Here is a 23,242-nt window from a genome sequence, read left to right on the forward strand (position 1 = left end):
TCAGCCTTCCATCACCTTGGCGAAGGCATCCTTGTAATCGGGATGCCAGCGCGACAGGGCCGGACGGTTTTCGACGATGTCCTCCGCCGCCCAGCGGATGCGTTTCTCGTCCATCTCGCGCGTGGTCTCGTTGTCCGGGCACAGGATGTAGAAATGGTTCTGCCCCAGCGATTGCAGCAGGAAATCGACCGTCTGCTCCGGCTCCCACGCACCGGCCGGCCTCTCGGTGACGCCTCTCGCCTTGGCAAAACCCGTATAGACGAAGCCGGGAATGAACAGATGCGCGCTTGCCCGGCAATCGGGCCGGTTGCGCAGATCATGGGCCAGGGCTTCCGTGAACACCTTCACGCCGGCCTTGGAGATGTTGTAGGCGGTGTTGCCGGGAGGGGTGGTGATGCCCTGCTTCGAGCCCGTATTGACGATGGCGCAAGGGGTGTTCTGGTCGATCATGGCGGGCGCGAAAGCGTTCACGCCGTTGATCACGCCCCAGAGATTGGTCTCGAGGATCGCGCGCCAGCGCGCCGGATCGCCGAACATCTGCCCGCCGCCCTCGGTGCCGGCATTGTTCATCAGCACGGCCACCTCGCCGAAGGCGGCGTAGACCTTCTCCTTGAGGGTCTCGACATCCTCCGTCCGGCCGACATCGGTCGCGACGGCCAGCACATCGTCCGCCTTGCCGACAACGCGCCCCACCTCCGTCGCCGCCCGCTCGAGCGCGTCGCCGGGAAAATCCGCAAGGCAGACCTTCATGCCGAGCTCCGCGAAACGTTTGGCGGCAGCGAGCCCGATGCCGCTTGCGGCTCCGGTGATGACGGCAGCGCGGTTCGGGGCGATTGCGGGATGCTGGGCCATCGCTTGGATCCTTCGTTCCTGCTGTGGAGATGTCTGCGATTCGACGATGAGGCCAAAGTGGCGCGCTGCCATGCCTTCGCCAAGTGCCGTGACGGTCAGCTTGGCCATTGGGAATTCTCACGATTTCGGCAAAGTCGGGGGTAGCTTCTCACAAATGCCCTGAAATGAGCAAAAGCCCAGGTCACGATCCCAATGGCAGGATCGGGCGAGAAGTCCCGACCGATCTACGATGCGTCGAAGGTTATGGTGCAGGCGGTCTCGTAGGGAAAAAGCAATTAATGGCCATCGGGTGGAATAAAGCCCGAGGTTTCGATGTTCTTGGTATTGGACCATCCCCTCCAGGAGGACACGATGAAACATCGCACCGAAGCAAGACACCGTCTCGGTTTGTTGGCAGGCGCTTTCGTTTTCTCGATCGGCACCGCATGTCTTCTCACACCTGCCATGGGGGCAGGTGAGAGCGGAAGCTCGGGTGGCGGTGGCGGCGCTGGTGGTGGAAGTGACGGCGGTGGAGGCAATGCCAACGCGGCAAGCACTTGCCCGAGAGGTCAGATCTACAGCCAGAGATCCCGTCGATGCGTGCAGGTCCGCAGCGAGGTTCTGACGGACGAGGCGGTGACGGATTACGCCTACACCCTTGCGCAGGCCGAGCGTTTCGACGAGGCGCTCGAGGTGCTCGACATGGTTCGGAATCCGGACACGCCGAAGGCCCTCAACTACCGCGGATACATCACGCGGAAGCTCGGACGAACCGAAGAGGGCATCGGCTATTATCTCAAGTCCGTCGCCCTGGACCCGCAATATGCCCAGGTGCGGGAATATCTCGGTGAAGCCTATGTCGTTCAGGGCAAGCTCGATCTCGCACGCGAGCAGCTTCAGGTCATCCAGACCCTGTGTGGAACGGAATGCGAGGAATATCGCGACCTCGCCGAAGTGATTGAAGCGGCCCCGCGATGAAGTAGCGGGCCGAGTGCTCTTCCTGCACGACGCTCGCGCGCCGATTCCACTTGCGTGGAATCGGCTCCAGTAGAGGACGATGGCAATGATCAAGCTTCAGGCGCCGCTCGCGTTTGCGGCAAGGCTCATGCTGGCCTTCATCTTCATCGTCGAAGGCTGGGGCAAGATCGGGTCTTACGAGGGCACGCTGCAATACATGGAAAACCATGGCGTGCCGGGACTGCTTCTGCCGCTCGTCATCGTGACGGAGTTGGGGGGCGGATTGCTGATCGCTTTCGGCTTCCAAACGCGTCTGGCTGCCCTGGCGCTGGCTGGCTTCTGCGTTCTGACCGCTATCCTCTTCCATCGCAACATCGCGGATATCGGCGAGTTCATTCACTTCAACAAGGATCTCGCCATTGCAGGCGGCTTCCTGCTTCTCGCGGCATTCGGTGCAGGAGGCTGGTCGCTGGATGCGATGCAGCTGCGGCGCGCGGCTCCCGCACATCGCATATGAGGCGATGGATTGAGGTGGGTGTGGCTGGATGAGCGATTATTCCGGCATGGCACTTCTCCCTCTCCCGTGTGGGAGAGGGTTGGGGTGAGGGAAGGCCGGTACCGGATAAAGCGTTGAACATGACGCGCTGCAGCGGAGGTGACGTCGCCCGGCTGGTCGAATGCCACACCCTCACCTCTCCCACTCGGGAGAGGGAATGCGCTGTCTTTGCCTCGGGCTGTCTTGATGAGGCGCAGCGCTCCAACCTTTCGACCCCCACCTCCAACTCCTCCCCACCGCAAGATGGGTGTTCCCATCTCAGGCGACCCGAGGCTTGTAGGAGAGGAGGGCTTCGGCCGCGCCTTGATCACTCTATGAGCCAGCCTTTACGCGCACCCATCCGCAAAAGAAAAAGCCCCGCGAGACTGCGGGGCTTTGGAGGTAAGCGCCTTACTCTGCGTCCGGCGATTTGAGCGGCCGGACATTCGTCTCGATCTCCTCCTCGTCAAAGAGCATCGGATCGTCCTCCTGCGTGTCGAGGCGAGTCCTCTTGCGCAGGGCGACGTATTTCTTCTGGATCTTGGTGCGGCTTTCGCGGGCGATCTCGAGGGCGCCCTGGATGAGGGAGCGCTCCGCCTTCTCGTTCTGCAGTTCCTCGGTGAGGCGGCGGTTGGCGGATTCCAGGGTACTGCGCTCCTGGTCGAAGCGTTTGGTGAACTGGTCGATGCGCTCGGAGAGGCTCGCCACCTTGTTGTCGGAGCTTTCGATCTGGAAGTCCTTGGCCGCGATGGCCTTGTTGAGCATCTCGACGCGCTCCTGCAGCTCGATGCGCGAGCGCTGGAGCTCGTTGACCATGGCGACCTGCCGTTCGACCTCCTGCTGGGTCGCCTCGAGGCGACGGTCGAGAGTGTTCTTCTCGATGGTCGTCTCTTTCAGATTGCGCTCGACGCCGCGCAGGGCCTCGTTCTTGTCGCGCAGCTGGTCGCGGGTATGGGCGAGGATCTTGTCGGTCGCCGACAGACGCGAGCTCAGGCCCTCGATCTTCATGTCGAGCGAGGAGAGATCGGTCTGGTGCGCCGAGCGCTCGGAGTCGATCTGCGTCTCGAGGCGCTGGCGCAGCACCTGCTCGGCCATGAGCTTGGTCTCGAGTTCGGAGGCGCGCTGGCGCGTGGCCTCGAGCTGGGTCTCGACCTCGCCATAGCGATTGGTCAGGCTGGAGAGGCGGTAATTCTGCTCTTCCGCCACCTTTTGCAGCCTCTTGACCTCGTGGTCGAGGAGGCCGTTCCTCTCGCGGGTCTCGATGAGTTCCCGCTCGGCGCGGGCGACGGTCTGGTCGGCCTCCTGCGCTTCGAGGCGCAGCGCCTGATTCTCTTCCGTGATGTTGCGGGCGCGCTCGGTCTCGATGGCGAGCTGGTTCTCCAGGTCGCCGACGATCGCTTCCTTGTCCTTCACGTTGAGGCGCAGGTCCTCGATATAGGATTCCTGTTCCCGGACCCGGGATTCCGCCTTGCGCAGCTGCGACACGGCGGCGTTGAGATCGTCCGACGTACGGGCATGCTGGCCGCCGAGGTCGCCGAGTTCCCGGCGCAGGGCCTGGGTCATCTCGGTTTCCTGCCGGAGCACCGCTTCCGTTTCGAGAAGGCGCGAATGGAGCTGGGGATAGCTGCGGATCAGGTCGCTCACCGGCTCGCTCAGGAGGGCGAAATCCTCCTTGAGGCTGCGGATCTCCTCGAGCCGGTCGATCATGTTGGCGAAGCGGACGCGGATCAGCTCGTTCTTCTGGCCGACGGAATCGAGGGCACCGTTGGGGCGTACGATGATCGTCTCGCCTTTCTCCGGAGGAGAGGCCGCCGGCATGACCGAAGCCTCTGGGCCCTCGCTGACACGAGGGAGGCCCTCGGAAGCAGCCTCGTCCTGCTTCTTGCCGAAGCGGTTCCTGAAAGACGTCCAACCCGAAGACATGTGCCGGCCCTTACGCCCTGAAATTTACCCTTTCCTAACTTTTAGCGCAGACGCATTGGTTTTGGAAATAAAATTTCGTTGCGTAAGAGTGTAGCAGCCTCACTCTGCTGCGATGGTTAACGACGAGAGGACCCGCTTTCCGAAGCCCGCAGCCTCCAGGGTTTCCGGCATCGGCCCGCCGGTCGCCCAGTCGAGAAGCTCGACTGTATGGACGATCGGGATGTCGGTGCCTTTCCCGATCTGGGTCATGCAGCCGATATTGCCGGTGGCGATGAGGTCGGGCCTGGTGCGCTCGATATTGGCGACCTTTCGAGCCCTGAGCTGGGCGGCGATCTCGGGCTGGAGCAGGTTGTAGGTTCCAGCCGAGCCGCAGCAGATATGCCCTTCCGGCACATCCTTCACGGTAAAGCCCGCCTGCTTCAGAAGCGTCTTCGGCTCGGTGCGGATCGCCTGCCCGTGCTGCATGGAGCAGGCGGAGTGATAAGCCACCACGAAATCGGTCTCGCGCACCGGCTCCATGAGCTTCAGGGAGGTGACGTATTCGGTGATGTCCTTGGCAATAGTCGAGACGCGGGCGGCCTTCTCGGCATAGTCCGGATCCTCCCGGAACATGAAGCCGTAATCCTTGATCGTGGTGCCGCAGCCCGACGCGGTGATGACGATGGCGTCCAGCCCCTCCCCGTCCATCTCGGCGATCCAGGCGTCGATGTTGCGCTTGGCGAAGCCATGAGCCTCCTCGTCGCGGCCCATGTGATGGACGAGGGCGCCGCAGCACCCCTCCCCCTTCGGCTGGACCACATCGACGCCGTGGCGGTTGAGGAGACGGATGGCCGCCTCGTTGAAGCCGGGCTTGAGCACAGGCTGGGCGCAGCCGGACAGAATGGCGACCCGGCCCCGGCGCTCGCCATGGGCCTTGAAGGTGCCGGGCTGATCGAAAGGCGAGCGGGCGGGAACCTTCACGGGCGCCAGATCGATCATCGCCTGCAGACGGTTGCCCAGCAGCGGCAAGGCGCCGACAGCCCCCTTCAAGGGCTTCGCCAGCATCGCCGCGCCGAGCGCGAAGCGGAAGCGGCCGGGATAGGGCAGCACGGAGGCGAGAACCCAGCGCAGGAGCCGGTCGTGCCACGGCCGCGTATAGGTCGCCTCGATATAGGCGCGGGCATGGTCGACGAGGTGCATGTAATGCACGCCGGAGGGACAGGTGGTCATGCAGGACAGGCACGAGAGGCAGCGGTCGATGTGCTTGACCACTTCCTGCGAGGCCGGCTTCCCGCTCTCCAGCATGTCCTTCATCAGGTAGATGCGCCCGCGCGGCGAATCGAGTTCGTCGCCGAGCAGGAGATAGGTCGGGCAGGTGGCAGTGCAGAAGCCGCAATGGACGCAGGTGCGGAGAATCCCCTCCGAACTGGCCATGGCGGGATCTCTGAGCTGATCGGGCGTGAAATTGGTCTGCATGATGTTAACTCACAGCGCCCCTTGCCAGCGGTTGATGGCGTCGACGGGATGGATCAGCATGATGACGTTCAGGGTGAGATTATCGCGGATCCAGAACCCCACGAACAGCTCCATGATCACCGCGACCAGCACCGTCAGCCAGACGGGCCATATTCTGGCGAGCCAGAAGCCCACGGTCATGGCGAGGATATCGGACACGGAATTGATGACGCTGTCGCCGTAATAATCGAGCGCGATGTTGGTCGCGCGGTAACGGTCGATCACGGTGTTCGTGTTCTCGGCGATCTCCCAGGCGCACTCGAGCCCAAGCGCGATGAGAAAGGCGACGCCGAGCGGCAATGGCCTTCCGATCAGCCGCCCAATGGCCCAGGTTCCCGCATAGAACAGGAAGCCGTGAATGATGTGGGAGGGCGTGTACCAGTCAATCAGGTGCTGCGAATTGCCGGAATCCTTCACGGTCCCGTGCCACAGCTCGATCGTGCCGCAGGTGCAGATCGGCGTGCGGCCCATCGCCAGAAGGATGGCGGCGGTGAGCGCGATGAGGCCGAGGGCAAGGCCGACGACGAGGGCGGTGCGCGCGCCGCCTGAGATGTCCGCCTTCGCAGGAGAAGTCGTGCCCGCCATCTCAGATTCCCGCATACATCCGCCCCGGATTGAGAATGCCGGCCGGATCGAGGGAGGCCTTGATGCCGCGCGACAGGGTCATCAGCGCCTCGGATTGCGGCTCGAACACGTCGAGGGTCGAGCGAATCTCGGCCGGCGCGCGCACGAGGGTCGCGTGGCCGCCATAAGTTGTGGTGGCTTCGCGGATGACCGTCGCGCCGGCATCGCCGTCGAGCGGGGTCGAGATCCAGATGAGCCCGCCGCCCCAGTCGTAGAACCATTGCGCGTCGAGCGCCTGCGCGACGTGAGCCACGAAATCGGGCCCTTTCGTCGGCGCGGTGGAGACGCGCCAGATCGCGCGATTGCCCTGATCGGTCAGGATCGTCGCATCGCGCACCGACTGCCAGAGCGCCTCGGCCCCGACGCCCTCGAGCAGATCCATGAAGCGGAAGCGTTTCAGCAGCCGCTTGAGCTCGTTCATCCGGTAATCGACGGAGACCCTGAATCCTTCGAGCCGGATCAGCGTGCTGCCGCCGCGCCGGTCGCGGTCCGGGACATGGGCCGCGCCGGTCACGTCGAAGGGCGATCCGAGCGCCATCGACAAAGCCTCGACGGCCTGCCTGTCGTCGAGGCCGCGGATGACGAGGGTCGCCATGCGCTCCTGCTTGGGGAGTACCTTGAAGGTGACTTCGGTGAGAAAGCCCAGCGTGCCCCAGGAGCCGGCCATCAGCTTCACGAGATCGAGGCCCGTCACATTCTTCATCACGCGCCCGCCGGACTTCACCACTTCGCCGCGCCCGTTGACGAAGCGCACGCCGATGAGGCTGTCGCGGGCGGCGCCCGCCATGATCCGGCGCGGGCCGGAGATGTTCATCGCCGCCACTGCCCCGATGGTGGGATCGCCCTTGCTGCCGAGGAGCGAGCGGTAATCCATCGGCTCGAAGGGCAGCTCCTGCCCCTTCGCGGCAAGGACCCGCATGACCTCCAGCACCGGCGTGCCGGCGCGAGCGGAGATGACGAGCTCCGCCGGCTCGTAGAGCGTGATGCCGGTCATGGAAGCGGACGAGATCGAGGCGTCGGTCTGGTTCGGCCGCCCCATCGCCGCCTTGGTGCCGTTGCCGGACAGGTTCAGAAGCGTGCCCGCTTCGGCGGCGTCGCGGATGACGATGGACGCATCCTGCTCGTCGCGGGGGGTATGGGTCGTCACGCGGCAAACCTTCCTTCGAGCGGGAACACCTTGGCCGGGTTGAGCAGCCAGTGCGGATCGAACACGCCGCGCACGCGCATCTGCTGCTCGAGATCAGCGGCATTGAACTGATAGGTCATCAGGTCCCGCTTCTCGATCCCGACCCCATGCTCGCCGGTGAGGCAGCCGCCGACTTCGACGCAGAGCTTGAGAATGTCCTCGCCCGCCTTCTCGGCCTTCTCCATCTCGCCCGGCACGTTGGTGTTGAACATCACGAGCGGATGCAGATTGCCGTCGCCCGCATGGAACACGTTGGCGACGCCGAGCCCGTAGGATTTCACGATCTCGTCGATGCGGTTGAGCACATAAGGAAGCTGTCCTGTCGGAATCGTGCCGTCCATGCAGATGTAATCGGCAACGCGGCCCGTGGCGCCGAAGGCCGATTTGCGGCCCTTCCAGATCGCCGCGCTCTCGGCCTCCGATTGCGAGACCTTGATGGTCTTCGGCCTGAACGGCTCGGCGATCGCGACGATGCGGCGGAGCATGTCGTCGATCTCCGCATCGGAGCCCTCGACCTCCACGATCAGCATCGCCTCCACGTCGAGCGGATAGCCCGCATGGGCAAACGCCTCGCAGATCTGGATCGCGGGCTTGTCCATGTATTCGAGCGCCACCGGAATGATGCCCGCCCCGATGATCGCCGCCACGCAGGCGCCGGCATCCTCGACCTTCTCGAAGCCGAAGAGCGCCGGCCGCGCCCCCTCCGCCGCGCGTAGGATCCGCACCACCGCCTCCGTCACCACGCCGAGCTGCCCTTCCGAGCCGCAGACGAGGCCGAGGATGTCGTAGCCCGCAGCATCCAGATGCTCGCCGCCGATCTCCACCACCGTGCCGTCGAGGAGAACCATGGTGACGCCGAGAAGATTGTTGGTGGTCACGCCGTATTTCAGGCAATGCGCCCCGCCCGAGTTCATGGCGATGTTGCCGGCAATCGTGCATGCGAGCTGGCTCGACGGGTCGGGCGCATAGAAGTAGCCCTCATGCGCGACCGCCTGGCTGATGCCGAGATTGGTGATGCCCGATTGCACGCGCGCCGTGCGGTTCTCGAAATCGACGTCCAGCACCCGGTTCATCTTGGCGACGCCGAGAACGATGGCGTCTGCCTGAGGGATCGCGCCGCCGCACAGCGAGGTTCCCGCGCCCCGCGGCACCACCTTCACCCCGTTCTCGTGGCAGAAGCGCAGGATGGCCGAGACCTCCTCGGTCGTCGAAGGCAGCACCACCGCGAGCGGGATCTGACGGTAGGAGGTCAGCCCGTCCGTCTCGAAGGCCCGGCGTTCGTCCTCGGACACGATCAGGGCCTCCGACGCGACAAGGCGTCCCAAACCCTCGACGATCTCCTTACGGCGCGCCAGAACCGCTTCATCCGGTTTTGGAAATGCGATGGTCATGGCATCCTCCTTGAGGAATCAACGCTGCACTGAGGGTATAGGTACCTTAACAATAAGGCAGCTTTCCCCGATGCCGTTTTCCAATAATGTAGAATCTCTCTAAGATGGGACAGGGGTCCAGCAAAGGAGTTTTTCATGCGTTCCTTCGTTCTTTCCGCCGCCCTGCTCCTGGCCGGGCTCGGGTCCGCCCAGGCGCAGGACGCAGCCGCCGGCGAGAAGGTGTTTGCGCAATGCCGGGCCTGCCACCAAATCGGAGAATCCGCGAAGAATGCCGTCGGTCCGGTTCTCAACGGCCTCTTCGGCCGCCACTCGGGATCGATCGAGGGCTATAACTACTCCCCCGCCAACAAGAATTCCGGCATCACCTGGGACGAGGCCACGTTCCGCGAATACATCAAGGATCCGCGCGCCAAGATCCCGGGCACCAAGATGATCTATGCCGGCGTCAAGGACGAGCAGAGGGTCAACGACCTTGTCGCCTATCTGAAGCAGTTCGACGCTTCGGGCAAGAAGGCGGCCCAATGAACGATCTGCCGTTGCACGGCCGCCCGGTGAAACCCCGGGTCGGCCTGTTCGTCACCTGCCTCGTCGACCTGATGCGCCCCTCCGTGGGCTTTGCGGCCGTGAAGCTCCTGGAGGATGCCGGCTGCATCGTCGATGCGCCCGTCCAAACCTGCTGCGGCCAACCGGCCTACAATTCGGGCGACCGGGGCACGACACGCGATCTGGCGATGCAGGTGATCAACACCTTCCACGGCTACGACTACGTGGTCGCCCCTTCCGGTTCCTGCGCCGGCATGATCAAGGCCCATTACCCGGAGCTTTTCGAGGAAGATCCCAACTGGCGCGCCAAGGCCGATGTGCTGGCCGCCAAGACCTATGAGCTCACGAGCTTCCTGGTCGACGTCATGAAGGTCACCAGGGTGGAGGCCGCCTTCGACGGCACCGTCACCTATCACGATTCCTGCTCGGGGCTTCGCGAGCTCAAGGTCAGAAGCCAGCCGCGCAAGCTGCTCGCCAGCGTGGAGGGCCTGACCCTCGTCGAGATGAAGGACAGCGACGTGTGCTGCGGCTTCGGCGGCACCTTTGCCGTCAAGTACAGCGATATCTCCGGCGCCATCGTCGACGCCAAGGCCAAGAACGTCGAGGCGGCCAAGGCCCCGACCCTGCTCGCGGGCGATCTCGGCTGCCTCCTGAACATGGCGGGCAAGCTCAGCCGGGACGGCACGCGCGTTCAGGTGCGCCACGTGGCGGAGGTTCTGGCGGGAATGACGGACGATCCGCCGATCGGTGTCGCCAAAGCTGAAACCGTCAAGTAAAACTCTCCCATGAATGTTCACTCCACTTCTCCCGAATTCAAGCAGAACGCCGCGCGGGCGCTGAACGACAGCCAGCTGCAGAAGGCGCTTGGCAACGTGAAGCAGGGCTTCATCGACAAGCGCCGGATGGCGGCCGACAAGCTGCCGGAATTCGAGGCGCTGCGGGACTCGGCGCGCGACATCAAGAACCATACTCTGGAGCATCTCGACCTCTATCTCGAAGCCTATGAGGAGAAGGTGAGATCTTCAGGCGGGCACGTGCATTTCGCCCGGGATGCGCAGGAAGCCCGCGACATCATCCTGACCATCTGCCGCGAGGCCGGCGCGAAGACGGTGACGAAGGGCAAATCCATGATCTCTGAGGAGATCGAGATCAACCATCACCTCGAAGAAAACGGCATCCGGCCGATCGAGACCGACCTCGGCGAATACATCATCCAGCTGCGGGGCGAGCTGCCGAGCCACATCATCGCGCCGGCCGTCCACCTCAACGCCACGCAGGTGGAAGAAGATTTCCGGCGCGTTCACACCCATCTCGACGCCAAGCGCGATCTCTCCGAGCCGGTGCAGCTGCTGACCGAAGCGCGGGCCGTGCTGCGCGAGCGCTTCCTCGCGGCGGATGTGGGCATCACCGGCGCGAACTTTTTGGTGGCCGAGACCGGCACCTCGATCATCGTCACCAACGAGGGTAACGGCGATCTCACCCAGATCCTGCCGAAGACGCATATCGTGCTGGCTTCCCTGGAAAAGCTCGTGCCGACGCTGGAAGACGCGAGCCAGCTTCTGCGCGTGCTCGCCCGTTCGGCCACGGGCCAGGAGCTTTCGGTCTACACCACCTTCTCCACCGGCCCGCGCCGCAGCACGGATGCGGACGGACCGGAGAACTACCACGTGGTACTCATCGACAACGGCCGCTCCGCCATGCTCGGCACGAGCTTCGAGGAAATGCTGCGCTGCATCCGCTGCGGCGCCTGCATGAACCATTGCCCAGTCTATCATGCGGTCGGCGGGCACGCCTATGGCTGGGTCTATCCCGGCCCGATGGGTGCGGTGCTCACCCCATCGCTGATCGGCGTCGACAAGGCGGGCCACCTGCCCAACGCCTCGACCTTCTGCGGGCGCTGCGAGAGCGTGTGTCCGGTGCGCATCCCACTGCCGAAGCTCATGCGCCATTGGCGCGAGCGCGAATTCGAGCGGCACCTGACGCCGGCGACCGTGCGCTCCGGCCTTCATCTCTGGGGCTTCTTCGCCAAGCGCCCTGCCCTCTACCGGCTGGCGACCCGCGTCGCCATGGGCGCTCTCGGCTTTGCCGGACACCGGCGCGGACGCTTCTCATGGCTGCCGATGGCGAAGGGCTGGACCAAGTACCGCGACTTCCCCGCTCCGCAGGGCGAGACCTTCCAAGCCCGCTGGAAGCGCGAGCGCAAGGGAGCCTCCGCATGAGCGCCCGCGACGATATCTACGCCAACATTCGCCGCTCGCTCGGCGTCAATGGCAGCGAGAAGATCCGCCAGCAGATGGTGGCTGACCGCCTGGAGCGCGCGCCCAAGGGCGTGATCCCCCAGCGCGGTCAGGTCTCGGGCGCGGAGCGGATCGCGCTCTTCAAGACCATGGTCGAGACCTCGCTTGCCACGGTGACGGAAGTGAAGTCTCCCGCCGAGGTGCCGCAATCCATCGCGCTCTTCCTGCGCAACCACAACCTGCCGGCCACATTGCGCATGGGCGACGATCCGCGCCTCAAGGCCATGCCCTGGGCGGAGACCACCCTCGATATTGCCCATGGTCCGAGCGAAGGCCGCGACCTCAACGCCGTGAGCCACGCCTTCGGCGGCATCGCGGAATCCGGCACGCTGGCGATGGTCTCAGGCCACGAGAACCCCTCGACCCTCAACTTCCTGCCCGACAACCACATCATCGTGGTCTCGGCCAAGGACATCGCCAGCGATTACGAGGCCGTCTGGAACCGCATCCGCTTCGCCTACGGCAAGGGCACCATGCCGCGCACGGTGAACTGGATCACCGGCCCCTCCCGCTCCGGCGACATCGAGCAGACCCTGCTGCTCGGCGCCCATGGCCCGCGGCGGCTGCATGTTGTGGTGGTGGGGGATTAGGACCTGCACAGCCGTCCGTAACACCCTCCACGTCATCACCGGCCTCGTGCCGGTGATCTCGATTAATAAATGCGCGGCACTTCTCATCATCGGGATGGCCGGGACAAGCCCGGCCATGACGTGAACGTTTCACGCAATCGCACCATTATTCCGAACTCTAAGCAGTCTCGATTCGACAAGTTTCCCGGCCCGGCCATAATCGCCCGGAAGAGCAGCCCTCACGTCTGGAGCTTCGGCATGTCCATCCCGACACTGATCTTCCGCACCATCCGCTGGTCGGCCTGGGACGGCTGCGAGGCGGGGATGGAGCATGTGGATGTGCGCCCGGCCGATGGCGGGATCGCCGTTTCAGGAGTCATCATCGCCCAGGAGGAAGGAACCCGGTTCGGCCTGTCCTACCGCCTGAGGCTGGATGCCCTCTGGCACACGAAGGATGTCGTCGTCAGGACCACCTCAGGTCACGTGCTGCATCTGGAGAGCAACGGCAAGGGCTCCTGGCAGGAGAACGGCAAGGAGCGGCCGGATCTCCAGGGCTGCATCGATATCGACATCCAGGCCACTCCGTTCACCAACACCTTGCCGATCCGGCGGCTCGGCATGAAGACCGGCGAGAGCACGGAAATCCGCCTCTGCTACATCACCGTGCCCGATCTGGCCGTCTTCCCCTCCGATCAGCGTTACACCGCCATCGATTCCACCCTGCTCTACCGTTTCGAGAGCCTGGAAAGCGGCTTTACCGCCGAGCTTCCCGTGGATGAGGACGGGTTCGTCCTCGACTATCCAGGATTGTTCAAGCGCCTGGCTTAAGCGTAACAGCTTAACCGTGACATCTGGGCACATGCAATTGTGCTGGCGCCCGGCCGTATTCTCAGCTAAGTATTTGAAATCGCATGTAGTTTTTAGTCATTCTAAACTAGAACAACAATGATCGTCTGCTCCTGCAACATCCTCTCCGACGGTGATGTCAAAGCGTGCCTCAGGCCGGGACCGGAATGTCCCCGCACACCGGCGCAGGTCTATCGCTGTCTCGGCTGCAGCCCCAATTGCGGGCGCTGCGCACGGACGATCCGCGCCATCATGGACCAGGCCCTGAGCGATGCGGGCGTGGAGCCCATCGCGGCCTGCAACCGCGGCTGCTGCCCGACCGTCCTCGAAAAGGCGGCGGCCGAACCCACTCTTTGAATAAAGGGGCTTCCGCACTACTTCATAAATCCTCTAAAGAAGGAGCCGGCGCATCCGGCGGCCGAATGGACGAGAGGGTAGGATGAAGGGCGATCCCAAAGTTATCGAGTATCTCAATCGCGGCCTGCGCAGCGAGCTGACCGCGGTCAACCAGTACTGGCTCCATTACCGAGTCCTGGACGATTGGGGATACAAGGAACTTGCGAAGACCTGGCGCAAGGAATCCATCGAAGAGATGCACCACGCCGACAAGTTCATCGAGCGCATCATCTTCCTCGAAGGCTTCGCCAACCTGCAGGTGCTCGACCCTCTGCGCATCGGCCAGACCATCCAGGAAATCCTCGAGGCGGACCTTGCGGCCGAATACGATGCCCGCAACCTGTACGGCGAGGCGGCCGCCTATTGCGAAAGCGTCGGAGACCGGGTGTCCAAGAACCTGTTCGAGGAGCTGATGAAGGACGAGGAAGGCCATATCGACTTCCTCGAGACCCAGCTCAACCTCGTCGAGCAGGTCGGCGTCGAGCTCTATGCCCAGAAGCATATCGGCGGGCTCGAAAGCGACCACGATTGATATCCTGCTTTACAGAAAGGTCGGCTCGAAAACGGCATAACCCTGAGCCCTCATCCTGAGGGCCGCCGAAGGCGGTGTCTCGAAGGATCAGGGCGATTCCAGTGCTCTCTGGATTCTCCTTCGAGACGCAGCTGCGCTGCTCCTCAGGATGAGGGTAGAGATTACGAGCAGATTGGATGGCCCGCCTCTCAGGCGGGCCGTTCTCGTTTCAAGCCGGCGCCGCAAGCTTTCCCGGCTCCTCGATGGCAGCGATCGGCAGGGTCACGAGGCGCAGTTCCGGATCGTCCGGATCGATCTTGATCGAGAAGCCGAGGCTGCGGCACATGTCGAGCATGGTGGAATTCTCGCGCAGCACCTGCCCGTCGATCTCGCGCAATCCTTCGACCTTGGCCCACTCGATCATCAGCCGCATCAGCTCCCAGCCGAGGCCGAGCCCTTTCAGGTCGGAGCGGAGCAGGATGCCGTATTCTCCCGTCTCGTGGTTCGCATCCGCATGGAGACGGACCGCGCCCATCATCTCGCCACTCTCGTCGTCGAAGGCGACGAAGGCGATGGCACGCGCATAATCGAGCTGCGTCAGGCGGGCGAGGAAGGCATGGCTGAAATCGCGCACCGGCGCGAAGAAGCGAAGGCGTAAATCCTCCGGGGTGATCTTCTCGAAGAAGCGCTTGAACTTCTCCTCGTCCTCCGGACGGACGGGCCGCACGAAGGCTGTCTTCCCGTTGCGCAGCTTGATATGGCGTTCCCATTCCTTGGGATAGGGCCGCACCGCAAAGCGCGGATGGCCGCTGCCCTTCCGGGTCTCGGGCGCGACCGCCACACGCGCATCGACCGCGATCACGCCAGAATGGTCGGCGAGCAGCGGGTTGATGTCGAGCTCGCGGATCTCGGGCAGGTCGGCCGCCATCTGCGCCAGCTTCACCAGCGTCAGGGCAATCGCCCCCTCGTCGGCGGCGGGGACGTCGCGATAGGCCTTGAGCCGGCGCGACACGCGGGTGCGGGCGATGAGATCGTTGGCAAGCTTGAGATCGAGGGGCGGCAGCGCCAGCGCCTTGTCGTTGATCACCTCGACCGCCGTGCCGCCGCGCCCGAAGAGCACCACGGGGCCGAAGGAGGGATCGTCCGCGAGGCCGACGATCAGCTCGCGGGCCTTCGCCCGCCGCACCATCGGCTGGACGGTGACGCCGGTCACGTGGGCCTGCGGCTTCAGGCGCGCGGCGCGCTCGAAGATCTCGGCGGCGGCCTTCCTGACTGCTTCCTCCGTCGTCAGGTCGAGCTTCACGCCGCCGATATCGGATTTGTGCACGATGTCGGGAGAGAGCACCTTGACCGCCACCGTCCCGCCCTCGGCGATGATGGGGCGGGCGGCCTCTGCCGCCTCCTCCGGCGTCGTCGCGAGGATGACCGGAGCCGTCGGGATGTCGTAAGCCTTGAGGAGCGCGTTGACCTCGAGCGGATCGAGCCAGCGGCGGTTCTGTTCGAGAACATGGGCGACGATGGCCCGGGCCGCCTCGGTGTCGGGCACGAAATCGTGGGGCAGGTTGTCCGGCGTCTCCATCAGCTGTTCCTGCGCCTCCCGGTAGCGCACGAGCTGAATGAAGCCCCGGACCGCGTCCGCCTCGGTCGCGTAATGCGGGACCCGTGCCTCCTCGAAGACGCGGGCCGAATCCGGATCCTCGCCGATCCAGGCCGCGAAGACCGGCTTCTGGCGATAACCCTTCGAGCGGTCCTTCCTGACCACATCGGCAATGGCGGCGGCGACGTCCGAGGCACCGGCGATGGCCGTGGGCACGTTGAGGATGAGGATAGCGTCGTTATCCGGATCGGCGAGCAGCGCCTCGAGAGCGCCGGCATAGCGGGCGGGATCCGCGTCGCCGACGATGTCGATCGGGTTCGCATGGGACCAGGTCGGCGGCAGGAAGGCGTCGAGGGCGGCCCGCGTCTTCTCCGACAGGGCGGCGAGCGTGCCACCGAGATCGATCAACCGGTCGACGGCGAGAACCCCGATGCCACCGCCATTGGTAAGAACTGCCAGCCGGCTCCCAGGAAACGGCTTCTGACGCCCGAGGGTCTCCGCAGCGGAGAAGAGCTGGTCGAGATCGAGCACGCGCAGCAGGCCGGCGCGGCGGAAGGCGGCATCATAGACCGCATCGGAACCCGCCAGCGCGCCCGTATGGGTGGCAGCGGCCTTCGCCCCTTGGGCATGGCGCCCGGCCTTGATGACCACCACCGGCTTCACGCGGGCGGCAGCGCGGGCCGCCGACATGAACTTCTGCGCGTTATCGATGGATTCGATGTAAAGCAGGATCGCCCGGGTGCCGGCATCGGCCGCGAAGAAGTCCAGGCAATCGCTGAAATCGACGTCGACCTTGTCGCCCAGGGACACGATGGCCGAGAACCCCACATGTCGCTGCGCCGCCCATTCCACCAGGCCCGCAGCCAACGCACCCGATTGCGACACGAGCGCGAGATCGCCCGGTTTCGCGCTGTGGGCCGCGAAGCTCGCGTTCATTTTGACCCGTGGCGCCAGCACGCCGATGCAGTTGGGACCGACGATGCGCAGCCCATGGGCGCGGGCCGCAAGCCGGACCTGATCGCCGAGCGAGTTCGCCCCGTACCCCATCCCCGCCGTCGCGACGATGGCGGCGCTCACGCCGACCTCGCACGCCTCCTCGATGACGCCGAGCACCCTGGCCGGAGGCACGGCGACGATCATGAGATCGGGCACCTCGGGAAGCGCGGACAGAGAGGGAAAGCAGGGCCTTCCCTCGATTTCGACATGGTGAGGATTGACGGAAAAGATCTCGCCCTCGTAGCCGCCCGCAATCAGATTGCGCAGGAAGGTCAGGCCGAGGGAGTTCGGACGCGGGCTCGCGCCGATCACGGCGATCGAGCGCGGAGCGAAGAGCTTATCGAGGCGATAGGTGGACATGGCGATCCTTCGTCTCGCGAGGCGTCGATATCATGGCGGACCGGAGGGGTCCTGATCCTATATAGGCGCAAACATCCGGATCGGGCCGTTTTAACGTGATCGATCGCCCGTCCACCGGTAATGGGCATCCGGCTCCCGCTCCTCGTTGGCGGAGCCGTCTGCCAGGGCGACGAGCGCGAAGCCCTGCCGCTCGTAGAACCGGCGAGCCTGTACGTTCCGCTGGAAGGTCCAGAGATTCAGCTCGGACTGCGCCTCCTTCGCGACGGACAGCAGTGCCTGCCCCACGCCCCGGCCATGCCGGGCGGGATCGACGTAGAGGTGATCGAGCCAGCCCGGACGAAAAGCAGCGAAGCCGGTGGGCCGCCCTTCGGCTTCGGCCAGCCAAATCGTGCATGAGGCGAACACGTGCCCTTGAAAGAACGCCAAATCCTCCGCCGGCGTGTGGAGGTCGGGCAGATACGGCAGGCAGGTCTCCCGCACATGGCGGTGCAGCCGCGCGATAGCCGGCATGTCCACGAGATCGGCGCGGCGCAGGGTGAAACCCGTCACTATTCCGCCAGAACCCGCGTCGGCGGGAAGATCACCTCCACGAGGGTGCCTTCGCTCGGCTGGCTCGCAATCTGCAGCGCCCCCCGGTTCGCCTCGACCAGAGCCTTGGTGAGAGGAAGACCCAGGCCCGTGCCACCCCGCTTGCGCGACGTGGCGAGCTGGCGGAAGGGCTCGAGGGCGGCCTCCACCTCTTCCGGCGTCATGCCGATGCCGGTATCGCGCACCCGGAACGCCACCTCGCCCCTGTCCGTCATGGCGGTGGAAACGATCACCTGCCCGCCCGCATCGGTGAACTTGATCGCGTTGGACACGAGGTTGAGCACGATCTGGCGCATGGAACGCTCGTCGGCGACCACCGGCGGCAGCTTGGGCGCAAAGCTCATGCGCATGACGATCCGGTCGCGCGCTGCCTGGGGCTGCAGCAGGGTCACGCAGGACGAGACGAGCTCGTTGAGGCTCACACCGGTAAACGACAGTTCGAGCCGGCCAGCCTCGATCTTCGCAAGGTCCAGAAGATCGTTCACGAGGCTGATCACGTGCGAGCCGGAGGCGTGAACGTCCTTGAGATATTCCTTGTACCGGTCGTTGCCGATCGGCCCGAACCGCTCCTCGAGCATAACCTCGGCGAAACCGAGGATGGCGTTCAGAGGCGTGCGGATCTCGTGGCTGATCTTGGCCAGCAGATCGGATTTCTGGGCGCTCGCCTCTTCGGCCGCGTGCTTGGCGCCGATCAGCTCACCCTCGGCTTTTTTGAAGACGGTGATGTCGCGTAAGACGGCGCAGTAGCGGCGATCCGGCCCATCGCCCAGACGGCCCATGGTCATGAAGAGCGGGATCGATCCGCCCTGGCGCTCCCGCCCGAGAACCTCGCGGCCGTCGTTGAGCAGGCTTGCGACACCGGGCGAGCGCAGGCTTTCGAGATAGTCGAGAGCGACCATATGGCTCTCCGGCGCCAGAAGCACCGTAATGGCATCGCCTGCAACCGCCCGCTCGTCATAGCCAAAGAGCGCCTCGGCCGACCGATTGAGGGAGAGAATCCGCCCTCTCTCGTTGAGCACGATGACGCCGTCGGTTGCCGTGTCGAGAATGGCCTCGAGCTCCTGGATGCGGCTGTCGCGCGGCGGCGGCAGGATCTCGGCTCGGGAGGCCTTTCGGATGACCATCAGCTCCCCTGCCGCGCCATCCCATTCGGCGACCGAGGAGCGCACGGCGACGGAAATATTCTCGCCAGCCTGGGTGGTAAGCGCGAGGGAAGAATCCTCGTCGCTCCTGTCCCCGAGTGCCGGAGAGCCGCGGAAAAGATGCACGAGACCGCCCTCGGCTCGGATCCGGTCGACATCGCCATAGCCGGTCAGGTCGAGCAGGAAGCGGTTGGCGAATAGAATTTTCTCGCCGCGATGGACCAGAATTCCGATCGGCAGCCGGTCGAGAATTCGGTTATCGCTGACCGGCACGAAGGGAGGGAGAGTTTCCGCCTCCCGTCCCGCCTCGGTCCTATCGGCGGCAGGGGCGGTATCCGGTTCGGTGATGGGGGATGGCGTGTCCTCCGCGAGGCGGGCACCGAGCGCGCGCGCAATTTCGCGAAAGGCACTGCGCTCCGCGTTGGAAAGGCTCGAGGTCGGCTGCTTTGCCACCGGGGCCGGTTCGACAGGCTTCGGCTCGGACGGGACCGTATTGGACAGAGCTTCCGCGACCTGGTTGCGCAGGTCGCTGAACCACGTATCCTCCCCGCGCGGCTCGCTTTCCGCGTCCTGGGTCTGCTGCATCTCCTCGGGCGGCCGGAACGGCAGCGTGTCGTCGTTGACGAGGCTCTGCGCGATCAGGTCCGCGGTGGGATGCCCCGGATCGTCCAAAGGTTCGGAATCATTCGAAGGCTGCTCGGGCGATGTCCGCTCCCGCAGGGCGTCCATGCGCAGGAGACCGAAGCCCCGGAAGCCGACCAGTTCTCGGTTCGCGCCGAAAACCGGCATTCCGGCCCAGTCCACGGGCACCTGCATCCGCGATTGATCGATGCTCCAGAGAACCGTCCGCCCGCTTCCGGTCTTCATGTTAGCAAACAAAGCCGCCACGGCGCCGTCCGGGTCCTCCACTCTCGATCGGGACAGCTCATCCCAGGTCAGCCCGACGATGTTGCCGGCCATGGCACCGACGGCCTGGGCGAGATCCGGCGAGACATCCGTGAACCGAGTCTGGGCGTCCGTGTGCCATATGAAGCGGATCGGGCCTGCCTGCCGGGGTGCGGGCTCTGCCGCGGCGTCGCGCCTGGGCTTATCGAGGCTCGGGGCTTCGACTGCCTGCCGCAACGTCCGAGCGCGTGATCCGACCTTGGGCATGGGGCCTGACAGAGCTGTCACAAGAACCGTGTCGCCATCGTCGAGGGATGCTAGACGGCAGGCGCAGGCAACCGGCAGCCAGGGGCGCGTCGGATCGAGCCGCAACCGTTCCTGCCGCAGACCCTGCCAGGGAGCCTCCCCGCCGGCCAGCGTCCTGATCCGCTCGCGGGCCCGGAAATCCGGGAGCACATGTCCCGCCTCATCGGCAAAGGCCTCCCGCAGCCCGGCGGCCGACGGCGAGGCCCAGAGGAGCCTCTCCCCGCTCCTATCCCAGACCAGCACGCCGGCGTCCGGATTGGCGAGAAAGCGCCATTCCGCTTCCGCGGCAAGCCGGGCAATCAACGCTTTGAATGGATGGGGACCACCGTCCGTCATCAACGGTCCTTGCTGCCTGTATCCCGGAGTCATGTCCGATTGAGCTTCTAGACTAATATCCGCGGCCAAGCATGCAAGGCGGCGCACTTGAATCCTTTTACTTTGAGGTAACCTTAATAGGCGAAGGCATAAGACAGTTGATTTTGCAATGCACAATGTGATATTGCAGTGCACAAATGCCTGACAACGAGGAGCAGCCCATGGCAACGAACCAGACCCAAAACTACGAAATTCCGCCGGAAATGCGCGACTTTGCCGAGAAGAGCGTCGAGCAGGCCCGCAAGGCCATCGACGGCTTCATGAGCGCCGCCCAGAAGACGGCCGATACGTTTGAAGGCTCGGCGACTACGGTCCAGGCCAGCGCCAAGGATGCCGCCCGCAAGACCTTCTCCTATACCGAGCAGAACCTGTCGGCTGCCTTCGACCTCGCCCAGAGGATGGTGCGCGCGAAGGACATGCAGGAAGCGATGCAGATCCAGGCCGAGTTCGTTCGGACCCAGTTCGAGTCGATGCAGGCCCAGATGAAGGAATTCGGCTCCATGGCTCAGTCGGCCATGAAGCAGCCGGGCACCAAGAAGTAGTCTCTTCTCCCTGAAAACTTGCGAGGACGTCACGATGGCGGAAGTGAAGAAGCCGAGAGCCAAGAGTACAGCCAAGAGCGTGCATAAGGCCGATCTCGTTGAGATGGCGGCCGTGTCGGCAGCCGAGACTGTGGAGGCTATCGTGGAAGCGAAGCCTGCATCGCTGCCTGCAATCGCGCCAAAGCCGATCGAGGCCGGCGCTCTCTTCTCCTCCGCAAAGAAGCAGAGTGATGTCCTCCGCAAGGCCATGAGCGAGGCGGTGACCGCCTCGGCAAAGGGCGCCCTGGAGGTCAATGACAAGATCATCGACGCCGTGAACACCCAGCGCAATGTCGCGCTCGACCTGTGGCGCTCGGCGATCAGTCCCTCCCCTCTCCCCGAAGCGTTCAAGGCGCAGACCCACGCGACGAAGCAAGCCTATGAGGCCGCCTCCGCCCAGTGGAAGGACATCGCAGAGACCACGACACTGTGGTTCACCCGCAGTCTCGAGCCGCTGCAATCGGCGCTTCACCGGCCCGGGCGCTGATCGCCCTATCCGGCGAAACCCGCATGCTTTAAGGCTCGGTCGTTCCGACCGGGCCTTTTTCATGTCGCTGTCACCCGTCCCCGCCGCCATCGCCGTTATCGTTCACGAAGGCCGGACCTTGCTCGTGCGGCGCGCAAACCCGCCCGACGCGGGCCTGTGGGGCTTTCCCGGCGGCAAGATCGAATTCGGAGAGACGGTGAAGGATGCGGCGATGCGCGAGCTTCTCGAGGAGACCGGCGTCGTGGCGCAGGCGCAGGACATCATCACGACGCTCGACATCCTCGTGCATGATCCATCGGGCGCGATGCGCCAGCACTACATCCTGATCGCCGTGCAATGCCGCTGGATATCGGGCGAACCTGTCGCGGGAGACGATGCGCTCGAGGCCCGCTGGTTCCCGATCGCAGAGCTCGATCCCGATCGCATCGCCATGAGTGCGGATGTGGACTCGATCGCGCGGCGCGCTCAGGCGCTGGCTTCGAACCCGGGCGAGAATCCCGACGGCCTGCACGAGAGATGAAGAAAAAGGCCTCGCCCGTTCGAGGCGAGGCCAAGTTTTTGTCTCTTGCTTTGAGGCCTCTCGGCCGAACGTCACGGCGCGATCTGCGCACAATCGACCTGCGGTCTCAAGGGGAACGCCGGCTTCATGGTTGATGAATGCTCAACGTTCATAAAGCATCAATCATGTTTGCAATGCCGATGGCCGCTCATATTGCAACAATCTCTCGCGATCCCTTATTAGACCCGTGACAGGCAATAAATGCCTATCCCTCCTCTGTCGTTAAGCACGGATTACAGTAATGCGTACCACTGCTCTTGGACTGCTCGCGGCTTCTGCGGCTATCGCCATCGCGGCTTCGACGGCCCACGCGGCTGACCTGCCGGGCCGCTATGCTCCTGCTCCTGCCTACAACGCGATGCCGCTTTTCACCTGGACCGGCTTCTACGCCGGTCTGAACGCCGGCTACGGCTGGAACGTGGGTGACAGCCGCTTCTACGATCCGGCCTTCGGCACGGTTCGAGGCCGCCGCGGCGGCGGCTTCGTCGGCGGCGCCCAGGCTGGCTACAATTATCAGTTCGGCATGTTCGTGGCCGGCGTCGAGACCGACCTTCAGTATGCCGCCGTCGGCAATAAGGGCGCCTCCTACGGCACCACCTATTACTCGGGCGATTCGGATGGTTTCTTCGGCACGATCCGCGCCCGCGCGGGCGTCGCCTTCGACCGCGCTCTCGTCTACGGAACCGGCGGCTTCGCTTACGGCGACATCGGCGGCAACCGCGGCTACGATCCGGTGCTCGGCTATCACAGCGGCGACGAGATCAATTGGGGCTGGACCCTCGGCGGCGGCGTGGAATACGCCATTACCAACAATTTCACCGCCAAGGTCGAAGGCCTCTATGTCGATCTCGACACGAAGGACAACTACAACCTCGGCGGCCGCGTCAACGTGGACCGGGATGCGGAATTCGGCGTGCTGCGCGCCGGCGTGAACTACAAGTTCAACTGATCGCCGCAAAGACGCGAGGAAGAAAAGGCCCGGTGGCAGCACCGGGCCTTTTGCTTGATCAGGGATCGTTCATGCCGACGGGCGGCTTGAGATGGCGCGTCTGCGTCTCGCGCCGCTTGAGATCGAGCAGGCGCCGCGCTGCGATCCCGCCCGGCTCGGAGGAATAAAGCCTCTTGCTGAGCGCCTCGATCTGCCAGCGCTGCAGTTCGAGCAGAGCCTGCAAAGCCCTGACCCGCACTTGCAGGTCGCGCGCGTCCTTCAAAGGGTCTGGTCCGCCCGCCGTCATGGGACCATCCCTGACAATCTTGGGATGA

The 23,242-nt window shown here is 64.3% G+C and carries 23 protein-coding genes; 13 read left to right on the forward strand and 10 right to left on the reverse strand.

What is annotated here, in order from left to right:
- A complete protein-coding gene (locus BB934_RS06970; protein ID WP_099512672.1) occupies positions 1 to 852 on the reverse strand; it encodes an SDR family NAD(P)-dependent oxidoreductase in 852 nt (283 codons plus the stop codon).
- 351 nt (positions 853 to 1,203) lie between these two features.
- Between BB934_RS06970 and BB934_RS46925 the strand changes: the two genes are divergently transcribed.
- Positions 1,204 to 1,809 carry a tetratricopeptide repeat protein gene (locus BB934_RS46925; RefSeq protein WP_157934069.1) on the forward strand — a complete coding sequence of 202 codons (606 nt, stop codon included), beginning with the start codon at positions 1,204 to 1,206 and terminating at the stop codon, positions 1,807 to 1,809.
- An 85-nt stretch (positions 1,810 to 1,894) separates the two neighbouring features.
- Positions 1,895 to 2,305: a DoxX family protein gene (locus BB934_RS06980; RefSeq protein ID WP_099508989.1), complete on the forward strand. Its 411-nt coding sequence runs from the start codon at positions 1,895 to 1,897 to the stop codon at positions 2,303 to 2,305.
- Positions 2,306 to 2,734: 429 nt separating this feature from the next.
- Here the strand turns inward: BB934_RS06980 and BB934_RS06985 are convergent, their stop codons facing one another.
- The 5 genes from BB934_RS06985 to BB934_RS07005 form a co-directional block, all read right to left on the reverse strand.
- Positions 2,735 to 4,246, reverse strand: a complete 1,512-nt coding sequence (locus tag BB934_RS06985; RefSeq protein WP_099508990.1) for a hypothetical protein — start codon at positions 4,244 to 4,246, stop codon at positions 2,735 to 2,737.
- A 99-nt stretch (positions 4,247 to 4,345) separates the two neighbouring features.
- Complete coding sequence (gene glcF, locus BB934_RS06990; RefSeq protein ID WP_099508991.1) at positions 4,346 to 5,701, reverse strand: glycolate oxidase subunit GlcF; 1,356 nt, start codon at positions 5,699 to 5,701, stop codon at positions 4,346 to 4,348.
- 9 nt (positions 5,702 to 5,710) lie between these two features.
- Positions 5,711 to 6,325, reverse strand: a complete 615-nt coding sequence (locus BB934_RS06995; protein ID WP_099508992.1) for a DUF2585 domain-containing protein — start codon at positions 6,323 to 6,325, stop codon at positions 5,711 to 5,713.
- Between the two features lies 1 nt (position 6,326).
- Entirely contained in the window at positions 6,327 to 7,511 is a 1,185-nt protein-coding gene (glcE, locus tag BB934_RS07000; protein WP_099508993.1) for a glycolate oxidase subunit GlcE, read from the reverse strand.
- A complete protein-coding gene (locus BB934_RS07005) occupies positions 7,508 to 8,941 on the reverse strand; it encodes an FAD-linked oxidase C-terminal domain-containing protein (RefSeq protein WP_099508994.1) in 1,434 nt (477 codons plus the stop codon). Before BB934_RS07005 ends, glcE begins: the two co-directional genes overlap by 4 nt.
- Before the next feature lie 135 nt (positions 8,942 to 9,076).
- Here BB934_RS07005 and BB934_RS07010 point away from each other — a divergent pair, with 135 nt between their 5' ends.
- The 7 genes from BB934_RS07010 to bfr all read left to right on the forward strand — a co-directional run bounded on the left by BB934_RS07010 (position 9,077) and on the right by bfr (position 14,124).
- Positions 9,077 to 9,466, forward strand: a complete 390-nt coding sequence (locus BB934_RS07010) for a c-type cytochrome (protein ID WP_099508995.1) — start codon at positions 9,077 to 9,079, stop codon at positions 9,464 to 9,466.
- On the forward strand, positions 9,463 to 10,260 hold the full coding sequence (locus tag BB934_RS07015; protein WP_099508996.1) for a (Fe-S)-binding protein: 798 nt from the start codon (positions 9,463 to 9,465) through the stop codon (positions 10,258 to 10,260). The genes BB934_RS07010 and BB934_RS07015 overlap by 4 nt, the downstream gene beginning before the upstream one ends.
- A gap of 9 nt (positions 10,261 to 10,269) precedes the next feature.
- Positions 10,270 to 11,703: a LutB/LldF family L-lactate oxidation iron-sulfur protein gene (locus tag BB934_RS07020; protein ID WP_099508997.1), complete on the forward strand. Its 1,434-nt coding sequence runs from the start codon at positions 10,270 to 10,272 to the stop codon at positions 11,701 to 11,703.
- Complete coding sequence (locus BB934_RS07025) at positions 11,700 to 12,371, forward strand: LutC/YkgG family protein (RefSeq protein ID WP_099508998.1); 672 nt, start codon at positions 11,700 to 11,702, stop codon at positions 12,369 to 12,371. Before BB934_RS07020 ends, BB934_RS07025 begins: the two co-directional genes overlap by 4 nt.
- A gap of 237 nt (positions 12,372 to 12,608) precedes the next feature.
- Positions 12,609 to 13,178: a putative glycolipid-binding domain-containing protein gene (locus BB934_RS07030; RefSeq protein WP_157934070.1), complete on the forward strand. Its 570-nt coding sequence runs from the start codon at positions 12,609 to 12,611 to the stop codon at positions 13,176 to 13,178.
- Positions 13,179 to 13,295: 117 nt separating this feature from the next.
- Complete coding sequence (locus BB934_RS07035; protein WP_099509000.1) at positions 13,296 to 13,553, forward strand: (2Fe-2S)-binding protein; 258 nt, start codon at positions 13,296 to 13,298, stop codon at positions 13,551 to 13,553.
- An 82-nt stretch (positions 13,554 to 13,635) separates the two neighbouring features.
- Positions 13,636 to 14,124: a bacterioferritin gene (gene bfr, locus BB934_RS07040; protein ID WP_099509001.1), complete on the forward strand. Its 489-nt coding sequence runs from the start codon at positions 13,636 to 13,638 to the stop codon at positions 14,122 to 14,124.
- Positions 14,125 to 14,332: 208 nt separating this feature from the next.
- On the opposite strand, the gene BB934_RS07045 is transcribed toward bfr, so the two are convergent.
- The 3 genes from BB934_RS07045 to BB934_RS07055 all read right to left on the reverse strand — a co-directional run bounded on the left by BB934_RS07045 (position 14,333) and on the right by BB934_RS07055 (position 20,313).
- Positions 14,333 to 17,056, reverse strand: a complete 2,724-nt coding sequence (locus tag BB934_RS07045) for a bifunctional acetate--CoA ligase family protein/GNAT family N-acetyltransferase (protein WP_099509002.1) — start codon at positions 17,054 to 17,056, stop codon at positions 14,333 to 14,335.
- 90 nt (positions 17,057 to 17,146) lie between these two features.
- Positions 17,147 to 17,605, reverse strand: coding sequence for a GNAT family N-acetyltransferase (locus BB934_RS07050; protein ID WP_237050209.1), 459 nt, complete (start codon positions 17,603 to 17,605; stop codon positions 17,147 to 17,149).
- Positions 17,605 to 20,313 carry a PAS domain-containing sensor histidine kinase gene (locus BB934_RS07055; protein WP_162299146.1) on the reverse strand — a complete coding sequence of 903 codons (2,709 nt, stop codon included), beginning with the start codon at positions 20,311 to 20,313 and terminating at the stop codon, positions 17,605 to 17,607. Before BB934_RS07055 ends, BB934_RS07050 begins: the two co-directional genes overlap by 1 nt.
- Before the next feature lie 200 nt (positions 20,314 to 20,513).
- Here BB934_RS07055 and BB934_RS07060 point away from each other — a divergent pair, with 200 nt between their 5' ends.
- From BB934_RS07060 to BB934_RS07075, 4 genes are all read left to right on the forward strand, one after another.
- Complete coding sequence (locus BB934_RS07060) at positions 20,514 to 20,894, forward strand: phasin (RefSeq protein WP_099509004.1); 381 nt, start codon at positions 20,514 to 20,516, stop codon at positions 20,892 to 20,894.
- 34 nt (positions 20,895 to 20,928) lie between these two features.
- The gene (locus BB934_RS07065; protein ID WP_099509005.1) at positions 20,929 to 21,420 is read left to right on the forward strand and encodes a phasin family protein; all 492 of its coding nucleotides are present in this window, start codon (positions 20,929 to 20,931) and stop codon (positions 21,418 to 21,420) included.
- Between the two features lie 61 nt (positions 21,421 to 21,481).
- Positions 21,482 to 21,940, forward strand: a complete 459-nt coding sequence (locus tag BB934_RS07070; RefSeq protein ID WP_099509006.1) for an NUDIX hydrolase — start codon at positions 21,482 to 21,484, stop codon at positions 21,938 to 21,940.
- Between the two features lie 280 nt (positions 21,941 to 22,220).
- On the forward strand, positions 22,221 to 22,928 hold the full coding sequence (locus BB934_RS07075; protein ID WP_099509007.1) for an outer membrane protein: 708 nt from the start codon (positions 22,221 to 22,223) through the stop codon (positions 22,926 to 22,928).
- A gap of 58 nt (positions 22,929 to 22,986) precedes the next feature.
- On the opposite strand, the gene BB934_RS07080 is transcribed toward BB934_RS07075, so the two are convergent.
- Positions 22,987 to 23,214 carry a hypothetical protein gene (locus BB934_RS07080; protein ID WP_157934071.1) on the reverse strand — a complete coding sequence of 76 codons (228 nt, stop codon included), beginning with the start codon at positions 23,212 to 23,214 and terminating at the stop codon, positions 22,987 to 22,989.
- Positions 23,215 to 23,242 lie beyond the last annotated feature (28 nt).

Origin of the sequence: Microvirga ossetica (assembly GCF_002741015.1) — a bacterium.
GTDB classification, from domain to species: Bacteria; Pseudomonadota; Alphaproteobacteria; order Rhizobiales; family Beijerinckiaceae; genus Microvirga; species Microvirga ossetica.